The organism is Marinobacter sp. Hex_13 (genome assembly GCF_001566815.1).
Taxonomy (GTDB): Bacteria; Pseudomonadota; Gammaproteobacteria; order Pseudomonadales; family Oleiphilaceae; genus Marinobacter; species Marinobacter salarius.
On the sequence record NZ_LSMM01000064.1, the window covers coordinates 17,726 to 34,532 of the forward strand.

The window sequence follows — 16,807 nt, forward strand, 5'->3', positions numbered from 1 at the left end:
GACACTCGCTCTAGTCTGGTGTAACTTTCAAAACACGTCCGTCAGCATTATCCGTTAACAGATAAACCGAACCGTCAGGGCCCGTTACGACGGCCCTGATGCGTTCGCCCAGCTCACCGAACAGGGTTTCCACGTCCGTTGCCTTGCCGTCCGCCAACCGGACACGATGCACCTGCCGGGTCACCAGTCCGCCAACCAACAGATCACCCTGCCACTGAGGAAACAGATCGCCGGTGTAAACGGTCATGCCCGATGGGGCGATGGATGGCGTCCAGTGCAGCAGCGGCGCCTCGACACCCTCACGCTCCTCGAACGGGGTTACCCGCGCACCGGTATAGTCCAGCCCATGGGTGGTGACCGGCCAACCGTAGTTGGCGCCCGGGCGAATGACGTTGATCTCATCACCACCCCGGGGCCCGTGTTCATGAGCAATCAGCCGGCCCTGTTCGCTGTCGTAGGCCAGCCCCTGCACATTGCGGTGACCATAGCTGTAGATTTCACCCTGGTAGGTGTCGTGCCCTGCAAAAGGGTTGTCGTCCGGCACGCTGCCATCCGGGTTAAGGCGCACAATACTGCCAATGTGGTTTTGACGGCGCTGGGCCTGCTCGCGGTAGTCGAAACCGTCTCCGAGGGTTAACACCAGCGTATCATCCGGCAGCCATACCATCCGCCCTCCATAATGAGCGCTGCCCTTCTTGGCCGGTTGTACCCGGAATAGTTCGCTCACATTCTCCAGGCCCTGCTCTCCCAGTTGCCCCCTGGCCAAGCAGGTGTGATTGGCATCCATGGTGCCACAGGCATAACTCAGGTAAATCTGTCGGCTGTCCTCGAAGTCCCTGGCGGGAAGCACATCAAACAGCCCTGCCTGGCCGGATGCGAAAACCTCCGGCACACCATCCAGCGGTTCCGGCATCAGGTCGCCGTTAGCCGTCAGCATTCGCAAACGTCCCGGCCTTTCAGTAACCAGCATTCGTCCATCGGGCAGGAACGCCATTGACCAGGGATGTTCCAGGCCGCTGGCCACAGTTTCAATCGTATAGTCTGTCGCCTCATCCGCTACGGCATCAGATTCAGGCAGAACCGCCCCGGCAACCATCAGAAGCATCGCAACAGGCACTGCCGAGGCATTGCCATTTTTACGGGGCAACCGGGAAACCAGAACGGCAAACAACAAACCAGAGAGAGCAGCCGTTACCAGCATAGCCAACAGTCCACCCATATCTCGCGTGGCAGCGATCAACGTAGGCATGGGCGCCAATGCATCCACAATCCGCAAGGTCGCCCACAATCCCACAGCCGCGGCAAGCGGGCACAGCCACAAACGGCCTGATTGACCAGCCAGCCGGGCCACAAGAGACGCAGCACCCTGAGAGAACAGGAAACTGAGCCCGAAGAGGATGGCGTACAAAGGGGCAAAGTTCAGAAGATCCTGAACTGTGGTTTGCAAACGGGTCGCCATACTGATTTCAACCCCCAGGCCTTCCAGCGCCTGGAGATTGAACTGGGTTTGCACAAGGCTGCCCAGCACGGAGCCCACGATCAACGCGACGATGAACGCCAGCACCACTCTCCTCCAGCCAACCAATACTGCCATTACTTCTCTCCGGAAGGCTCCAGCTTGTCCTGAGTGCGCAGTTCGAAGTCACTGGCGTCGTGGCGTTCATGCAACTGCCTGCTCTCCTCGCCCCAGGTGCGGTTTACCATCAATCCACGCTTGACCGCCGGGCGTTCTGCGATCTCATCGGCCCAACGCACCACGTTCTTGTAGGTATGCGCTTCCAGGAATTCCGCCGCTTCGTACACCTTGTTTTTCACCAGTGCGCCGTACCAGGGCCAGATCGCCATATCTGCGATGGTGTATTCGTCACCCGCAATGTAGCGATTATCGGCCAGTTGCCGATCCAGCACATCCAGCTGGCGCTTCACTTCCATGGTGTAGCGGTTGATCGGGTACTCGTATTTTTCCGGTGCGTAGGCGTAGAAATGGCCAAACCCACCGCCCAGGAACGGCGCGCTGCCCATTTGCCAGAACAACCAGTTCATGGTTTCCGTGCGCGCCACAATGTCCGTCGGCAGGAATTCGCCAAACTTCTCAGCGAGGTAAAGCAGGATGGAGCCGGATTCAAACACGCGGACGGCCGGCGTGTGGGTGTGGTCCATCATCGCCGGTATCTTGGAATTCGGGTTCGCGTTCACGAAACCACTGCCAAACTGTTCCCCCTCGGTGATGCGGATCAGCCAGGCATCGTATTCCGCTTCCTTGATGCCCTTGGCCAACAGTTCCTCGAACATGATCGTGGCTTTCACGCCATTCGGGGTCGCCAGTGAGTAGACCTGGAACGGGTGCTCCCCTACCGGCAATTCTTTCTCGTGAGTGGGTCCGGCAATCGGGCGATTGATCTGCGAGAAGGCTCCGCCGCTCTCGGCATCCCATTTCCAGACTCTCGGTGGCGTGTAGGTGTCATCGGTCATTCATTCTTCCTCAGTTTAGTGGATCTATTGGTAACAAGGCCTCACGCGGCCAGTTCCTGGCGCATCATGTTCAGCAGTCCGCCTTCGATAACCATACGGACCTGGCGCTCGCTAAGTTCATGCGTCAGTTCATAACGTTCGCCGTTCCGGGTATTTTTCGCAACAACCCTGTCCCCGGCTTTTAATGTTTCAACCAGCCCCTCAATCGATAACTCATCGCCCTGCTCGATGCTATCGAAGTTCTCCGGAGTGACAAAGCTCAAAGGCAACACACCAAAACTGGACAGATTCTGCCAGTGTATGCGCGAATAACTCTTGGCAATCACTGCCCGCACGCCCAGATAACGGGGCGCCAGCGCCGCATGTTCACGGCTTGACCCCTGGCCGTAATTGTCACCGCCAACGATCAGAGACCCGGTGTCCTGATACTCTTTTGCCCGTTCCGGATAGGTTGGGTCCAGCCGGGTATAAGTAAACTCGCTGATGGCCGGAATGTTACTGCGAAACGGCAGTATCCGGGAGCCGGCAGGCAGGATGTCGTCGGTGGAAACATCGTCACCAACCTTGAGCAGAACCGGCGCCTTCAACGAGTCAGGCAGCGCCTCAAACGTCGGCAGGGTGCTGATGTTCGGCCCCTTCTCAACCACCGTTAATTCCGGGTGCTTCGCCGGCGGGCGGATATTGCGATCCTCCACATAAAAGGTGCTGTGCTCGTCGAACACAGGATAGCTCATATCGAGATCACGAGGGTCTGTAATCACGCCGGTCAACGCAGACGCCGTGGCTGTTTCGGGGCTGCAGAGACAGACTTTGTCTTCATCAGTACCCGACCGACCCGCAAAGTTCCGTGGAACGGTGCGCAGGCTGATCTGATCCGTTGCCGGTGCCTGCCCCATGCCAATGCAGCCATTGCAGCCGGTCTGATGCAGGCGCGCCCCAGCGCTGAGCAGATCGGTAAGATGGCCCAGTTCTACCAGGTTTTCCAGAACCTGACGCGAGGTGGGGTTTATATCGAAAGATACTCCTTCGCGAACCTGACGGCCCTTCACCATCATCGCAGGAACTGCGAAATCCCTCAGGCCAGGATTCGCGGAGGACCCAATGTAGGCCTGGTAGATGGGCTCGCCAGCCACTTCCCGCACCGGGAACACCTTCCCTGGACTGCTGGGAAGTGCAATCAACGGCTCCAGCTTGCCCAGATCGATCTCGTCATGCAGATCGTAGGTGGCGCCGCGGTCGGCTTCCAGCCTCTGGAAGTCACCTTCCCGCTGTTGCTGCTTGAGAAAATCCCGCACCGCATCGTCCGCCGGGAACACCGTAGCGGTGTGTCCCATCTCCTGCCCCATGTTCGCGATCACATGGCGGTCCATCGCGGACAGCCCTTTCAGGCCCGGCCCATAGTACTCGATGATGTTCCCGGCACCGCCCTTCACTCCGTGGCGGCGAAGCATTTCCAGGATGACATCCTTGGCACTCACCCAATCCGGCAGTTTCCCGGTCAGCTTCACGCCCATGACCTTAGGCATGTTGAGATAGAACGGTTCTCCACACATGGCTATGGCCACAGCCAGACCGCCAGCCCCCATTGCCAGCATTCCCAGGGAACCGGCAGCGCAGGTATGGCTGTCGGAGCCAAGAAGGGTCTTGCCCGGTTTTCCAAAGCGTTCCATGTGCACCGGATGGCTGACGCCGGACCCGGCCGGGCTGAACCACAGGCCGAACCGCTCACAGGCACTACGCAGGAACAGGTGATCATCGGGGTTGCGGTTGTCAGTCTGCAGCAGGTTGTGGTCAACGTACTGCGCTGACAACTCGGTTTTGACCTGGCCGAGCCCCATGGCCTCCAGCTCGAGCATAACCAGTGTACCGGTTGCATCCTGGGTCAGCGTTTGATCGATCTTCAGCCCGATTTCCTCGCCTGTCTTCATCGTTCCCGACACCAGGTGTGACTCGATCAGCTTCGTGGCAACATTGCGCGGTTGATTCTTCGTCTGTTTCGTCATCGGATGACCTCCATGCGAGCCAGATTTCAGACCTTCATACCGTTAACTATAGATCCCGCTGGCCAACCCTGTCGTCAGGACTGGGGGAAACACAGCTCCTTGCTTCGGGACGTCAGGCTGCTCCACTTCGGTTTGCTGGTGTTGCGTACTTTTTTCAGATAGGTGTTCACGTCGCTGAAGTGCTTTTCGGTGGCACCCATCCCGATTGCCTCGTCCCGGTGAACACCGGACATAAACATCAGCGCCTTATATTCATCGCCGCCATCATCAATCGTGCCGCTGAGCATCTTCAGATGTGAGGCGCAAAAAATGTGCAGGTTGCGTTTATCGTAATCGACCTCCTGGGCCCAGCCATTTAGGCTGAATACAGTCAGAACGACGAAAACGCATAGGGTTGGTTTCATGAGGCTTTTCTCCCGGGACCAACAATGGATGTAAGTGCGCTGCCACTGTAGCAGACAGATCAGGGCCCGTATGGGGAGATTAACTCCCTGGCACTTCGGAACGTTAACTACGCCTACAGCGGTTTGCGCTAATATAGTGATTACCTGTCGCGTTTACTGGACCAGGCCAAGCCTGAATTGGAATCAGGGCAATAATAACAAGGGGGACTGCCATGAAACGAATTGCTCTCGCATCTGCCATCGGCATCGTTGCCGTCACGGTCAGTATTTCTTTTTGGCTGAGCCAGACGGATTCCTCTGCCGACATCGCAAACTCCATCAACACCTCCCCAGCTACCCAGGCACTGCCTCAGGAACCGCAGCCGACCAGCCGAAGCCAGAACAGAGGGCTTACAGCCGAACAACAGGCTTTGCTGGACAACCCGCAAACGCTGGAGCTGGCCAACCGGCTCGACTTTGAGGAAGAACTGCACACCTTCTTTGCGAACGCCAAGAGCCTGTCTTCGGAAGAGCGCGCTGCGGAGGCAGCAATACTGGAACAGCGCCTGGCTGAGTACGAACGCCTGGGACAGGTCAGCGCAGCAGAGAGCCTGATGGTTCGCATTGCCATGACAAAACTCACCATCGAAGACGAAGCCGCGCAGAAACGGGCGTTGCAAGGCCTGATTGACCGGCAGAATGCCGCTGCGCAGGCACGCAAAGAAGAATGGCTGGCCAAACCCAGGCCGGAGTTTGAAGCCTATAAGCAGCAGGAGAAACAAATCGTGCAAGAGGTGATGGCAATGGACAAAGTGCCTGCAGGAATGACCCGCAACGAGTACTTACGCCAGCGATTGCTGGAAGCCCGTGTGGCCGCCAACAATAATGGCGATGCGCCTCAATAACGCATCGCCATCCCTATCGGCGGGTTCCCCGATTCCGGAGAACCTGATACCCAATGTTCTACAGAAGCTGATCAAGTGCCCAGTAGAGCGGATTGAACGGCTTGTTGTAGTCAGCCTGCTGATCGGTTTCAGAGGCCTGCATCACCGCACCGCTTCCGTTCAACACATTGGCCACAAAGTCATCCAGCTCCAGCCCGGCTTCCTGAATGTCTGAGTTGGCAAACTCAATAATTGTGGTGCAGTGGCTCTCGTTCACATCGCGGAACCATGGCAGGTAATACCCAAAATTATTCAGGTTGGACAGGGTACCCTTCAGGCGCTCTGTATCCGTATACCAGCGTTCGTGGATCAACGCCTCTTTGGTAGCCTGATCCGGCGCATTCTCGATTTCCGGATAGAAACGCTCGTAAGAATAGGAGGAGTAATTCAGATCCTGCCAGAAATGCGTATGCCCCATCCGATCATTCGGTAGCTCCGCAGAAAGGGCCGTATACAGTGAGCCGAGATCGTTCAGGTTCATCAGTGGAAGCCCGTCACTGAGGTATTCCAGCGGACCATTGGGCTGATCCAACCCCCAGGCATCACGGATAAACGACTGCAACAACACCGAAGGATAAGCTTCTGGATCCGCTCCGGAAGGCGCACTGAAGGCAGGTCCAGAGTCGTTGATCATGTACCCCCGGTTGGGCTCCATATCTCGGCGAGTCGGGTGATAATTGGTCAAACTGCCCAGGCCGCCGGCACTGCATCCGGTCGTCAGCAATTGCTTCGGCCGCTGCAGATTATCCTTCACCCACGAAATCGCGGCGCGGGTGTTGCGAAGGCCATTGTGATGCCAGATCAAAGGCTCCGCTTCCCCTTCCGGATCTTCGTACACGGCCACCTTGTCACCGGAGTAGACGTCTCCCGTGCAGTACGGGATATAAACCATGTTCCAGTTCTGGGTCTTGACCGATGTCAGTGGGTTCAGGCGCACCACAAACGGACTGACCAGGCTGGCACTGGGGTTTGTCAGGTTCATGTAGTCATCGGGAATACCATCCGGGTTGCGGGCTCCCCGAATGCCCGTCTGGCCAGAGCAGCTCTCGTAATCCCAGCAAGCGCCGCCCCCTTCCAGGTAGATAATCGTATTACTGGTGTTCGGCACGCGGTTCACAAAGAACTTGTACTCAGAGCCGTTACCACAGACAGCGCCGGTTTCGGGTGCCAGGGGAATGGTTTGCCAGGCGTAATAGTTGCCTGGCGAAAAACCATCGTTGAACCCCGGCGGGTTGGCAAGTAAGGGGTAGTCACCCTGCCGCTGAGCTGCAGTAACCGGGTTATCCGCTGCCGGTGGATTAACCAGATTCCCGAGTGTTCGCCAGAAACCATAGTCACCCAGCTCAGCCATCGCCGGGCCTGTTACGCCCAGTAGAAAAAGAACAACTAGCAGTTGGTTCTTGATGCTCGTTTTCACAGGCATCCCTCCTTGATTGTTGTTATTGGGGCGTAGTCAATCATTGAGCTCACCCCTGAATCGAAACTAGACGTGACACTCTGTCATTTCAATGAATACCCCTAGAACAATTGGTCCTAAAAAATGATAGGTAATAGCGTTATTGAAAAATGTAAAGGAAATGACTGAATTGGAGAGAACTACCTCCTCTACTGCCTACTTAATATTGGCCCCATGGGACTAAAAGCATTTTCATCACGACATAAAACATAACAATTTGGCACTATTTAGAAACTAACTTTCTGAAATAAAATGGATATTTAGATCAGCAACCAACAGGCAGCGTTCAACATCAGGCGGCTGTAATTCACTTTTAACAGCGATTACATAAGGGAATATTTGATGCTGGAAAGCAGTTACAACGAGGTTTTGGTCGCCTGTTCTATTATCATTGCCGTTCTTGCATCCTATACGGCCCTGAATATGGCCAGCCGTGTCTCCAGCGCATCGGGCCGCTCTGCGGTTCTATGGCTGATTGGCGGTTCCATCGCCATGGGCTTTGGCATCTGGTCCATGCACTTTATCGGCATGCTCGCCTTTAGCCTTCCCATCGAACTAGGCTACGACGTCCCCCTCACCCTGCTGTCATTAGTCATCGCCATAGCGTGTTCTGCATTCGCCCTTTATCTGGTGTGTCAGGACACGCTGCCCTGGGGCCGGCTGCTATCGGGTGGTTTACTGATGGGCCTGGGTGTAGCCAGCATGCACTACATCGGTATGGAAGCATTGCTCATGCATCCGTACATTTTCTATGTACCCTGGCTGGTTGGGCTATCCATTGTTATCGCCATTGTCGCGTCCACAGCCGCCCTTTGGCTGGCGTTTCGACTGCGAGAGGAGAGCAAGCGCGCCACCTTCGGCCGCATTGGCGCGTCCCTGGTTATGGGGTGCGCCATTATCGGCATGCACTATACCGGAATGGCGGCCTCCAAATTCCCGATCGACAGCTTTTGCGGCGCGGCCAACAGCGGGATCGATACAAAGTGGCTGGCTGTGCTGGTCATCATTGTCAGCCTTGCGGTGTTCGCCATTGCTCTAATTGTGTCAATGCTTGATGTACGCACCAGCCAACTGTCCAACTCACTCGATGACGCCAATAACGAACTCATCAAGCTCGCCCTGCAGGACAACCTGACCCGCATACCAAATCGTGTTCTATTGGGAGATCGGCTGGAGCAAGCGATACACCGAGCCGAGAGAAACAACGGTGAGTTTGCCGTACTGTTTTTGGACCTGGACGGCTTTAAGGCGATCAACGACATGCACGGGCACCATGTCGGAGATCAGTTGCTCAAAGAGGTGGCGCATCGCCTGCTTTCAAACAAACGTGAGGGAGACACAGCCGCGAGGCTTGGAGGGGATGAATTTGTACTCTTGTTGGAACCCTGCTCGCCGGAAACTTCCGCCGTATTTGCGCAACGGTTAATTGATGCCATTGAGCAGCCCTACGAGACTTCAAATATCCCCCTTCACATTTCCACCAGTGTCGGCATCGCGATTTACCCCCAGGACGGTAAAACCGAACATGAGCTGATGGTGAATGCTGACGCCGCCATGTATCACGCCAAGAAACAGGGCCGCAACGGCTACTGCTTTTTCGAACACGGCATGAACGCCAATGTGCACCTGCAGATGCAAATGCAGCAAAATCTGCGGCAGGCCGTCAGCCGCAACGAGCTGGTACTGCATTATCAGCCCAAGTTTGTTGCACCAGACGGCCCCATGACTGGCCTCGAAGCCCTACTGCGATGGCAAAGCCCCGATCACGGATTCCTGTCACCCGATCGTTTTCTCCCGCTGGCAGAGAGCTCCGGGCTGATCGTGCCCATTGGCAACTGGGTCATCGAGGAAGCCTGCCGGCAAATGAAGGTCTGGTACGATCAGGGGCATCAGGAGTGGAGTGTAGCGGTAAACCTTTCAGCGGTTCAGCTGGAGCATCATAGCCTGGTTGACGTGGTTCGCGAGGCATTGAGAAAGCACTCCCTGGATCCCTCACACCTGGTGCTTGAAATCACCGAAACAACGGCCATGTGCAACGCAGAGACAAGCCTCACCGTATTGAACAAACTGTCGGATCTTGGCGTGTCCATTTCCATCGATGACTTTGGCACCGGCTATTCAAGCCTGCTCTATCTCAAACGTTTGCCAGCCAACGAACTGAAAATAGACCGCGGCTTTATTACCGAACTGGCCCAGGATAACGATGATGAAGCAATCATCCAGGCGATCATCGCTCTGGGCAAAACGCTGGATATGAGGATTGTCGCAGAAGGTGTTGAAACAGCCGAACAACAGGCACTGCTGACCCAGCTTGGCTGCAATACCCTGCAAGGGTATCTGTTGGCGAGGCCTGCCCCGCCCGAAGCGTTGCTCGAGAAGATTGCTCACATGACCCAACGTACGGAATCGGCTCTGGTTACTTAGGTGAGCGAAGCTGCGTGACGACTGTTGGCATCGCTGACAGAAGAATGCTGCTGCCAACTATGTTGAACTATGAAAACGACGGTGCAGATCACGCACCTGTTCGGCAAGACCGGGAACCGGACCTTCAACAGCCACGTTTGGAACGACTTCTCGGATCGGTAACGCTCGTACGGGAGGTGCTGGAACTCCAAGATCGGTAAGCCATGCCGCCAATTGCTCGGAGGAGCTCACGTACACGATACGTCCCAGCCCCACCCAGCCATGGGCGGCGGCACACATCGGACAATGCTCACCAGACGTATAGACCGTTGCTTCTGCTCTGGCCTCCGAGGTCATATTCGCCGCAGCCCACCGCGCAATCTCAAACTCCGGATGGCGGGTTCGATCACCTGAGGCAACGTGGTTGTGATCTTCAAAAAGTACCTGCCCCTCCGCTGCTACAAGCACAGAGCCGAATGGCTCGTCACCCAGCTCTAGAGCCTCAGTTGCAAGTTCTATACACCGACGCAGGTGCTGTATCTCTCCATCGTTCACCATGACGTGCTCCTCGAATCCTGTGGCCAATATCGACGCAGAAATGCGGGTGCCGTCCATCGGCCGCGTACTGATGCGGTTGATTATATTTTGCTGGCTTCGGCTTCAGGCTCTCGCCCACCGCGCAACACCAAATATAGCAGCGGGCCGGCAGACACAAATACTGCTGTAAGAACAAAAAACGGGATGAGATAGCCCAACCCTTTTCCGCGACTTTTGCCATCCCGGTACATCCAGACACAGGCCAAAGCAGCGAGAATGTAGAGATCAATAACAACCTGGGCTGTGTCCGGGCTGGACATGAGCTGAACGCCAAAAGCTAAAAGCGACTGCTCTGCTCCGGCCATTACCCAAAAGGTAAAACCCATGAACAGACAGAGAATGATTAGGGGTAAAGTCGATACTCTCATGATCTTCCTTGATTGAGGTTGAAGAAATATAACGCCTTGGCTTTGCGGCGTACCGGAGCACCAGCATAGGTGCGTTCGACAACAGCCCCTGGCTAAGCTACTTCGAAGTCCAAGCGATGAATACCATCCAGATTGACTGTGCCGCGAGCCACCCATAGGTCATACATATCTTGCATCGCCAACCAGCTCTCAGGAGTACGCCCGAGAACCTTGGACAGCCGCAACGACATTTCTGGGCTAATACCACTATCCCCTTTGAGCAGCCGAGACAAAGTAGAAGGTGAAACGCCCAGACTGGAAGCAAGCTGACGAGAACTGATACCGAAAGGCTCCAGGTACACCTCGCGAATGAATTCACCAGGATGAGGCGGATTATGCATAGTCATTAGTGATAATCCTCGTAATCAAGAATGTAGGCGTTGCCGTCCTGGAACTCGAACGTCATGCGCCAATTTCCGTTAACCCTAATCGACCAGCGGCCTTTGTCTTTGCTCTTCAATGGATGAAGCCGAAAACCAGGGATATCCATGTCTTCCATTGAAGTCGCCGTATCCAGAGCAGCCAGCTGCATACGCAGCCTCTTGGCATGGTCGGGTTGTATGCCAGACGTGTGGCCGGTCGAGTAGAACCGCTTCAGTCCTTTGTGACGGAATGATTTAATCAAAATAGAATGCCAGCATGTTGCGCACCACGCAACAATGAAACTCAACGCTTGCAGCATGCGCGCCCACGGAATGGAGCCGAAGGCGCAATAGCTGTGCCTGCTTTTGTTAGGCATTACAGGCAGTCTCCTGTGAACAGGCAAGCTAACACTACGCCGACGAACGGCAGAATGAACACTCCCACAGTGCCAAGCACCACCGATGACACGAATGCCACATGATCACCGTGCTTTAACTTTGCGGCTAAGGCCACAGGTATGGATGCCAGGATTAGCGGTGTGGCCACGGCTAGCACCAGTGAAGCGGCCTTGCCGAACTCGCTCGCACCATCCCAAGTGTTGCCAATGCCGTAGTACGCATAAGTTAACGTTGAGCCAGCAAAAACACATAGCAAAAAGAATGCGATAGCCACTCGCATCCCTTTCTTACTGGCACCGTAGGCTGCGCCTAGCGAATAGACGAATGTGAATATGCAAGCACCTGTAAGAAAGTTCGAGTCCATTAGTTGGTATGCCTAACGCTTGCAGCACGCGCGTCCTTGGAATGGAGCCGAAGGCGCAATGTAATGGGCGTCGCCGTGCCTGCACTGGTTATGGGCTTTTGAGTGTCAGTAGCAATCAAATTCAGGAAACTAAAGATGGCTTGAGAATATATTCTTGATTCTTTCTTTGCTCAAAAAATTTGATTCTATTTTGTATGTTCTACTATCAGCGCCTTTTTCTGTCACAAATACCGTGGACTTATCTGATCCGATAAAATAGAAAAATTCCTTATCGCCACCTGACCATATTCCTGAATCTCTGTTTTTCATGAAGACATATCGAAAAGATTCAACAGCAGCTCCATCACACTCAGCCTCACTTTCACTTAAAACAGATCTAAAGAAAGCTTCCGGTCTACAGCCACCTGTATTTACCTCCTTATCTAGACTAAAGCCAACGATATCCTTCCCGGGCTCGTCGCTGTATTTTGCGATTAGAATTTCGCTATCTGTTCCAAGGTATCCCACTACCACGGGATTATTAGGGATATAAAAATCAAGCTCGCCATAAATTATACGCAAATCACTTTCACTTGCTGACAATGAGAAAGGAAAAAATGAAATAAGCGCTAAAATAAAAAACTTATTCATATTAAAGGCCCCACAATGCTGCGCGAATATGAGTTTTATAATTTGCAGCGACTTGGTCTCGACACATATTATAAAGCGAGGTATCTCCAGACATTATTCTCTGGCCAATTTTAGCTATTTCTTTGATGATGTAATTAATGCTTGGCGTGTAACTCGGTCTTGGTACTAAATCTATTGATGCAGTACATCCCTGCGCTTCGGTGAGGGCTTCATACATTACTTTTGAGGCGTTTTCGTTCACTGAGTGAGGCTGCGCCAAGCCTTGCCAGAAAAAATTGATTACAGCAGCTACATATTCCCTGTCATCTGATCTCATTCCCTTCTCCTTTTTGTCGATGACTCTTCGGCACCGTCCTGATGCCGAGAAAATTCTACCAATATCGCTTAGTTAACTCCAGAGATGAAACCCCTGATCTTCCTGATGACTGAGCCCATAACGCTTGCAGCATGCGCGCCCACGGAATGGAGCCGAAGGCGCAATATAGTGGGCGTCGCTGTGCCTGCTTTTGTATGGATAATTTCTGCCGTGTTTGGGTAAATTGAGGCCCACCCCCAGTGGCCGCTGGGGGCCTTCATGCAGCAGCTCGATGATGGCAGGCTCCTCATTCGAGAGACCGGTAACAAGTGCGTAGCGCTGCATGACTCTCAAGCGATAACTCGAACAGTCATCGGGGCCTCGAGCCCGTATAGCAAGGCAGAGTCAGCTTATTATGAACAGCAGCCAAATCCAAACCTCCGTTAATATCGGTGTCGACGTCGGTAAAGCCAACCTTGATATCGCTCTCCATCCTTCCGGACAGTTTTATTCAATTCCCAACAGCGAAGCTCACATTCGCCGGTTCATAAAAATCCTCAAGAATTATGACATTGAACGCATTGTAGTGGAGGCCACAGGGAGACATGAGCACGCCTTGGTTCAGGCCAGCAATCAGGCCGGCTTGCCCATCATTGTCGTCAACCCAATCAGTGTCAGGCGCTACGCCCAAGCCATCGGCGTGCTCGCCAAAACCGACCGGATTGATGCCCAGGTGATTGCCAAATATGCCGCCACACTCAAGCCGGAATTCAGACCCATCCCGGACAAAACATCAAAAAAGATCAGAGACTTATTAGCCAGGCGGGCTCAGCTTATGGAGATGTCCACCATGGAGAAAAACCGTCTCCAGATCATGCCAAAGCCTCTTCATCGATCCATTAAAAGCCTGCTCAGGATGCTTCAGAATCAGATTGAAGCCGTAACCCGACAGATCGAGCAGGAAGTGGCTAAAGTGGGCCATTGGCGTACCAAAATGGAGGTCATGACCAGCATACCCGGTGTTGGGAAGGTGCTCGCCTACACCCTCCTCAGTGAGCTCCCGGAACTAGGATCATTGAACCGAAAAGAGATCGCCGCACTGGTCGGTGTCGCACCCATAAACCGGGACAGCGGCAAGCTGAATGGCAAGCGGAGAATACGCGGTGGCCGCCACAGAGTTCGCACTGTCATGTTCATGGCCATGCTCTCATCCATCCAATGCAACCCCGTATTCAAGCGCTTTTATGAGCGCCTGAAAGCCCAGGGAAAGATCCCAAAAGTAGCCCTCATCGCCTGCATGAGAAAAATGATTGTGGTGCTCAATACCATGGTCAAAAACCAGGAATCCTGGCGGGGCGAAATGGCTTAATTTATGGAATTGACACCACAGTCACTTGTTAAATGCTGTCTCTAAATGGATGTTCATTTAGCACCTGCTTTTGTTCTGCTTCTTTGCGCTTTGCCCAACCTCGATTTACAGCATTCAGGAGTTCCAACTCCTTTTGAAACCACAGCCGTCTAGAATCTTGTGCTTCAACTCTGTTCTTCAACTCACACGATCTGGCAAGGTCGCCAACATCGCCTTCGACTAACCAATAGAGTATGTCATCTACATCCTTGGTTTTCCGACGTTCAAATTCAGAGCCCCGCTCGGTAACTACAAAATGGTATTCATCACCAGCTATTTCGATATGCGGTGCGCCAGAATGTGTAGGCGAACTAGCGACAGAGAACAGATAGGCGGGTTTGCTCTCGCCGCACAGAGCTTCTCCGATAAGAGCCACCTCTTTCTGTATGTACTCGATACTCTTCATAGGCATTTAACGCTCCGCTAATGTGCGCCGCCTGCGGCGTCACCATTGAGCGGCTTGTTAGCAGATTCTGCCTGAAGACGCTCCACCAGCCACACCTTGATGATCGATTGACGGGTAACTCCGTAGCGCGCAGCCTCACGGTCCAACGACTCCACAACCCAAGCCGGGAAGTCGACGTTGATTCGCTTTTGTTCCTGATTAACGCGACGAGCAGACGACAGGTCCAGGTCATCAACAATATCTTCTTGACCTTCCTCAAACTTTTTATCGAAGTCTTTAGCTTTCATAGAGCTCAACCTCCTTCTTGCGGGAACGTCTGACTGAAATCAGACGAATACGAGCATCCCTGTACGTGACGACAGCCGACCAGTGCTTTTCACCAATCTTGCCTATCAGCAAAAACCTCTGCTCATCCTCTGATTTTGCGCCGATCTCCAGCAGGTACGGATCTTTCCACAGCCCTTGGGCAGCAACGAAATCGATACCGTGTTTGTCCAGATTGGCCTGGCTTTTGGCTTCGTCGAATTCAAATTCATCCATGAGTACAAATTATTCCTTTTTTACTCATTCTGCAAGATTTGGAAGGAGTAGTGAAACTGCTAACGAATGATATGGACTCCCCCTGCTCCCTCGGCATCAATGTGCCACATTGAAGGTGTCGACATCTTCAATCCGAAGCAGGAGGAGTCATCATGAATGTTACAACCATTGGCATTGATCTGGCGAAAACTGTGTTCAGTATTCATGGCATCGACCAACACGGCAAGGTCGTGGTTCGCAAACGATTGAATCGGCCCAAGCTTTTGCCCTATATCGCACAACTGCCGCCGGAATGGAAGCCTGCTCTGGTGCCCACTACTGGGCTCGTGAAATGACCAAACTCGGCCACGATGTCCGAATCATTGCTCCCCGCTTCGTCGCTCCCTATCGCAAGAGCAGCAAGAACGACGACAACGATGCCGAAGCCATCTGCGAAGCGGTTGGCCGCCCCAATATGCGCTTCGTGCCCATCAAAACCGAAGACCAGCAAGCCGTGCTGTGCCTGCATCGCATTCGTCGTGGGCTGACCAAGGAACGCACCGCGCAGATCAACCAGGTTCGCGGACTCCTAGCTGAGTTCGGACTGATCATCCCTCAAGGGCGTTATGCCGCAAGACGACGGGTTCCAGAAATCCTGGAGGATGCCGAAAACGGCTTGCCGATGCTCACGCGCCGCTTACTGAACGACATCAATCAGCGCATTCTCCAGCTTGATGAAGAAATCCTGGCTTATGACCGGGAGATCGAAGCCATGGCCCGACGCGATGAGCAGGCGCGGCGTCTGATGGCCATACCGGGTATCGGACCACAAACCGCCACCGCTCTGTTAGCCAGTGCGCCCGATCCCAGGCAGTTCAAAAGCGGGCGACACTTTGCTGCCTGGTTGGGCCTGGTGCCCCGACAATACTCGACCGGTGGCAAAGTTCGACTTGGGCGCATCACCAAACGTGGGGACAAATACTTGCGAATGCTGCTGATCCACGGCACCCGAGCGGTGATCGCGAAACTACCCGACAGGAACGATCGGCTCAGTGGCTGGGCCAGGGATCTGGTGGAACGACGCGGATACAAACGGGCAGCGGTCGCATTGGCCGCCAAAAATGCCCGGATTATCTGGGCGCTGTTAATGAACCAAACCGAGTTTAAAACACAGCCTGTAGAAGGCTGATAACGGGCAACAACGACAGGCAGAACACGCCTGCCAGCCGAGTCTTGCAACGGCAAGCGATGACGGAACGGTCAGACCGAGAGTGATTGAACCTGATGAATAATACGGCTGGAAAAGCCGACTAACGAATGAGGTTATCACTCACACGCATCATCATCCTGGCCCGGGCAACAGTGCCCACAAAGAGGCCGAATGTAGAACTGCAGTCTAAAACCGCTTCGGATTCAAATGGCGTTGCTTGACCGCAGGGGGAGTCCATGTAGCCCCTATTCAGCCAAAGATCCCCAGCCACTTTAGCCCCAAATATACCAAAGGCGGCACTACGCATGCTGTATATATTCCTAGCAAACCGACTATTGGGTATTTGTAAAACGCGCCTTCCTTCGGTCTGACGCGACCGAGAGTACACAGCCACACTAGAGCCCACCCAATGCCATAGATGAACGGCTGGATTACCTCACCGATAATGTCAACAACGGTGAGTTTTGACCGCTTTTTATCAGTTTAGATTGTCCGGTTTTCATCAGTTTTCAGTGACCGCTTTTTGAGTGTCTGGGTCGTCAGATTCCT

Annotated in this window: 18 protein-coding genes and 1 pseudogene; 4 read left to right on the forward strand and 15 right to left on the reverse strand. The window is 53.9% G+C overall.

Going from position 1 to position 16,807, the window contains the following annotated elements:
- Nucleotides 1-10: 10 nt before the first annotated feature.
- From AXW11_RS16175 to AXW11_RS16190, 4 genes are all read right to left on the reverse strand, one after another.
- Nucleotides 11-1,594: a PQQ-dependent sugar dehydrogenase gene (locus tag AXW11_RS16175; protein ID WP_091641933.1), complete on the reverse strand. Its 1,584-nt coding sequence runs from the start codon at nucleotides 1,592-1,594 to the stop codon at nucleotides 11-13.
- Nucleotides 1,594-2,472 (reverse strand): glutathione-dependent disulfide-bond oxidoreductase, encoded by an 879-nt coding sequence (gene yghU, locus AXW11_RS16180; RefSeq protein WP_036206857.1) that lies wholly within the window; start codon nucleotides 2,470-2,472, stop codon nucleotides 1,594-1,596. The genes AXW11_RS16175 and yghU overlap by 1 nt, the downstream gene beginning before the upstream one ends.
- A gap of 41 nt (nucleotides 2,473-2,513) precedes the next feature.
- Entirely contained in the window at nucleotides 2,514-4,475 is a 1,962-nt protein-coding gene (locus tag AXW11_RS16185) for an aconitate hydratase (RefSeq protein WP_041333082.1), read from the reverse strand.
- Nucleotides 4,476-4,549: 74 nt separating this feature from the next.
- Nucleotides 4,550-4,879 (reverse strand): hypothetical protein, encoded by a 330-nt coding sequence (locus AXW11_RS16190; protein ID WP_036206835.1) that lies wholly within the window; start codon nucleotides 4,877-4,879, stop codon nucleotides 4,550-4,552.
- A gap of 212 nt (nucleotides 4,880-5,091) precedes the next feature.
- Between AXW11_RS16190 and AXW11_RS16195 the strand changes: the two genes are divergently transcribed.
- A complete protein-coding gene (locus AXW11_RS16195; RefSeq protein ID WP_091641930.1) occupies nucleotides 5,092-5,763 on the forward strand; it encodes a hypothetical protein in 672 nt (223 codons plus the stop codon).
- A gap of 58 nt (nucleotides 5,764-5,821) precedes the next feature.
- On the opposite strand, the gene AXW11_RS16200 is transcribed toward AXW11_RS16195, so the two are convergent.
- The gene (locus AXW11_RS16200; protein ID WP_041333078.1) at nucleotides 5,822-7,225 is read right to left on the reverse strand and encodes a pectin acetylesterase-family hydrolase; all 1,404 of its coding nucleotides are present in this window, start codon (nucleotides 7,223-7,225) and stop codon (nucleotides 5,822-5,824) included.
- 375 nt (nucleotides 7,226-7,600) lie between these two features.
- Between AXW11_RS16200 and AXW11_RS16205 the strand changes: the two genes are divergently transcribed.
- Nucleotides 7,601-9,682, forward strand: a complete 2,082-nt coding sequence (locus AXW11_RS16205) for a putative bifunctional diguanylate cyclase/phosphodiesterase (protein ID WP_091641928.1) — start codon at nucleotides 7,601-7,603, stop codon at nucleotides 9,680-9,682.
- A 57-nt stretch (nucleotides 9,683-9,739) separates the two neighbouring features.
- Here AXW11_RS16205 and AXW11_RS16210 read toward each other — a convergent pair whose 3' ends face one another.
- The 7 genes from AXW11_RS16210 to AXW11_RS16240 all read right to left on the reverse strand — a co-directional run bounded on the left by AXW11_RS16210 (nucleotide 9,740) and on the right by AXW11_RS16240 (nucleotide 12,736).
- Complete coding sequence (locus AXW11_RS16210; RefSeq protein ID WP_091641925.1) at nucleotides 9,740-10,219, reverse strand: nucleoside deaminase; 480 nt, start codon at nucleotides 10,217-10,219, stop codon at nucleotides 9,740-9,742.
- 80 nt (nucleotides 10,220-10,299) lie between these two features.
- The gene (locus tag AXW11_RS16215; protein ID WP_041333076.1) at nucleotides 10,300-10,626 is read right to left on the reverse strand and encodes a DUF2834 domain-containing protein; all 327 of its coding nucleotides are present in this window, start codon (nucleotides 10,624-10,626) and stop codon (nucleotides 10,300-10,302) included.
- A 92-nt stretch (nucleotides 10,627-10,718) separates the two neighbouring features.
- A complete protein-coding gene (locus AXW11_RS16220; RefSeq protein WP_041333073.1) occupies nucleotides 10,719-11,012 on the reverse strand; it encodes a HigA family addiction module antitoxin in 294 nt (97 codons plus the stop codon).
- On the reverse strand, nucleotides 11,012-11,290 hold the full coding sequence (locus AXW11_RS16225; protein WP_041336503.1) for a type II toxin-antitoxin system RelE/ParE family toxin: 279 nt from the start codon (nucleotides 11,288-11,290) through the stop codon (nucleotides 11,012-11,014). Before AXW11_RS16225 ends, AXW11_RS16220 begins: the two co-directional genes overlap by 1 nt.
- A 113-nt stretch (nucleotides 11,291-11,403) precedes the next feature.
- Nucleotides 11,404-11,700: a hypothetical protein gene (locus AXW11_RS16230; protein ID WP_143071135.1), complete on the reverse strand. Its 297-nt coding sequence runs from the start codon at nucleotides 11,698-11,700 to the stop codon at nucleotides 11,404-11,406.
- 219 nt (nucleotides 11,701-11,919) lie between these two features.
- Entirely contained in the window at nucleotides 11,920-12,420 is a 501-nt protein-coding gene (locus AXW11_RS16235) for a hypothetical protein (protein WP_091641923.1), read from the reverse strand.
- Between the two features lies 1 nt (nucleotide 12,421).
- The gene (locus AXW11_RS16240; protein WP_041333067.1) at nucleotides 12,422-12,736 is read right to left on the reverse strand and encodes a hypothetical protein; all 315 of its coding nucleotides are present in this window, start codon (nucleotides 12,734-12,736) and stop codon (nucleotides 12,422-12,424) included.
- Between the two features lie 394 nt (nucleotides 12,737-13,130).
- Between AXW11_RS16240 and AXW11_RS16245 the strand changes: the two genes are divergently transcribed.
- Entirely contained in the window at nucleotides 13,131-14,084 is a 954-nt protein-coding gene (locus tag AXW11_RS16245) for an IS110 family RNA-guided transposase (RefSeq protein ID WP_041333063.1), read from the forward strand.
- Between the two features lie 28 nt (nucleotides 14,085-14,112).
- Here AXW11_RS16245 and AXW11_RS16250 read toward each other — a convergent pair whose 3' ends face one another.
- Genes AXW11_RS16250 through AXW11_RS16260 form a run of 3 tightly spaced genes read right to left on the reverse strand, consistent with a single transcriptional unit; the run spans nucleotide 14,113 to nucleotide 15,069 of the window.
- The gene (locus AXW11_RS16250; protein WP_052479408.1) at nucleotides 14,113-14,535 is read right to left on the reverse strand and encodes an Imm63 family immunity protein; all 423 of its coding nucleotides are present in this window, start codon (nucleotides 14,533-14,535) and stop codon (nucleotides 14,113-14,115) included.
- 11 nt (nucleotides 14,536-14,546) lie between these two features.
- Nucleotides 14,547-14,816 (reverse strand): type II toxin-antitoxin system BrnA family antitoxin, encoded by a 270-nt coding sequence (gene brnA, locus AXW11_RS16255; protein ID WP_041333061.1) that lies wholly within the window; start codon nucleotides 14,814-14,816, stop codon nucleotides 14,547-14,549.
- Nucleotides 14,806-15,069, reverse strand: a complete 264-nt coding sequence (locus tag AXW11_RS16260) for a BrnT family toxin (protein WP_041333059.1) — start codon at nucleotides 15,067-15,069, stop codon at nucleotides 14,806-14,808. The genes brnA and AXW11_RS16260 overlap by 11 nt, the downstream gene beginning before the upstream one ends.
- A 152-nt stretch (nucleotides 15,070-15,221) precedes the next feature.
- Here AXW11_RS16260 and AXW11_RS16265 point away from each other — a divergent pair.
- A pseudogene (locus AXW11_RS16265) lies at nucleotides 15,222-16,237 on the forward strand (IS110 family RNA-guided transposase).
- The last annotated feature ends 570 nt before the right edge of the window (nucleotides 16,238-16,807 follow it).